At 59.4% G+C, this 1,905-nt stretch carries 1 rRNA gene; it reads left to right on the forward strand.

Annotated elements, in window-relative coordinates:
• Positions 1-146 precede the first annotated feature (146 nt).
• Positions 147-1,669 (forward strand): 16S ribosomal RNA (locus tag O2W18_RS21575).
• The last annotated feature ends 236 nt before the right edge of the window (positions 1,670-1,905 follow it).

The following is a 1,905-nucleotide window of genomic DNA, read 5'->3' on the forward strand; positions in this document are numbered from 1 at the left end:
GCGCGTCCGCTCCTTGAGAACTCAACAGCGTGCCGAAAGTCAGTGCCAAGTAACAAATCCCCCTTCGGCGTCTTCGGATGCTGATTGGGTTCCTTTGGTTGATTGAACGAGAGTGCCAACTCTCGGTCTCAGCTGCGATCAAATCATCTACGGAGAGTTTGATCCTGGCTCAGGACGAACGCTGGCGGCGTGCTTAACACATGCAAGTCGAGCGAGGCCCTCCTTCGGGGGGTGCCCTAGCGGCGAACGGGTGAGTAACACGTGGGCAACCTGCCCTCAGCTCTGGGATAACTCCAAGAAATTGGTGCTAATACCGGATGTGACCGCTGACCGCATGGTCTGGTGGTGGAAAGATTCATCGGCTGAGGATGGGCCCGCGGCCTATCAGCTTGTTGGTGGGGTCACGGCCCACCAAGGCGACGACGGGTAGCCGGCCTGAGAGGGTGACCGGCCACACTGGGACTGAGACACGGCCCAGACTCCTACGGGAGGCAGCAGTGGGGAATATTGCGCAATGGGCGAAAGCCTGACGCAGCGACGCCGCGTGAGGGATGACGGCCTTCGGGTTGTAAACCTCTTTCAGTAGGGACGAAGCGAAAGTGACGGTACCTACAGAAGAAGCACCGGCCAACTACGTGCCAGCAGCCGCGGTAATACGTAGGGTGCAAGCGTTGTCCGGAATTATTGGGCGTAAAGAGCTCGTAGGCGGTCTGTCGCGTCGGCTGTGAAAACCCGAGGCTCAACCTCGGGCCTGCAGTCGATACGGGCAAACTAGAGTACTGCAGGGGAGACTGGAATTCCTGGTGTAGCGGTGAAATGCGCAGATATCAGGAGGAACACCGGTGGCGAAGGCGGGTCTCTGGGCAGTAACTGACGCTGAGGAGCGAAAGCGTGGGGAGCGAACAGGATTAGATACCCTGGTAGTCCACGCCGTAAACGTTGGGCGCTAGGTGTGGGGGCCATTCCACGGTCTCCGTGCCGCAGCTAACGCATTAAGCGCCCCGCCTGGGGAGTACGGCCGCAAGGCTAAAACTCAAAGGAATTGACGGGGGCCCGCACAAGCGGCGGAGCATGTTGCTTAATTCGATGCAACGCGAAGAACCTTACCTAGGCTTGACATGCACGGAAATCTGTCAGAGATGGCAGGTCCTTTAAAGGGTCGTGCACAGGTGGTGCATGGTTGTCGTCAGCTCGTGTCGTGAGATGTTGGGTTAAGTCCCGCAACGAGCGCAACCCTCGTTCTATGTTGCCAGCACGTCATGGTGGGGACTCATAGGAGACTGCCGGGGTCAACTCGGAGGAAGGTGGGGATGACGTCAAATCATCATGCCCCTTATGTCTAGGGCTGCAAACATGCTACAATGGCCGGTACAAAGGGCTGCGATACCGCGAGGTGGAGCGAATCCCAAAAAGCCGGTCTCAGTTCGGATTGGGGTCTGCAACTCGACCCCATGAAGTTGGAGTCGCTAGTAATCGCAGATCAGCAACGCTGCGGTGAATACGTTCCCGGGCCTTGTACACACCGCCCGTCACGTCACGAAAGTCGGTAACGCCCGAAGCCGGTGGCCCAACCCCTTGTGGGAGGGAGCCGTCGAAGGCGGGATCGGCGATTGGGACGAAGTCGTAACAAGGTAGCCGTACCGGAAGGTGCGGCTGGATCACCTCCTTTCTAAGGAGCACTGGCCGCCACACTCGTGTGGTGGTCCAGAGCCGTGCGCGGATCGTGAAGTGTCCCCATCTTCGGGGGTGCTCGGGTGTTCGTGACGGAGCTCAAGGGTGGAACGCTGACCAGTTCGGCCAGGCGCTTGCGCTGCTGCTAGTACGGCCTCCTTCGGGGGGTGTGGAACGTGGTGGGTGTGGGTGGTCTGGTCGTAGGCACGCTGTTGGGTCCTGAGGGAGCGGGCT

This window comes from Modestobacter sp. VKM Ac-2983 (assembly GCF_026967885.1).
Taxonomy (GTDB): Bacteria; Actinomycetota; Actinomycetes; order Mycobacteriales; family Geodermatophilaceae; genus Modestobacter.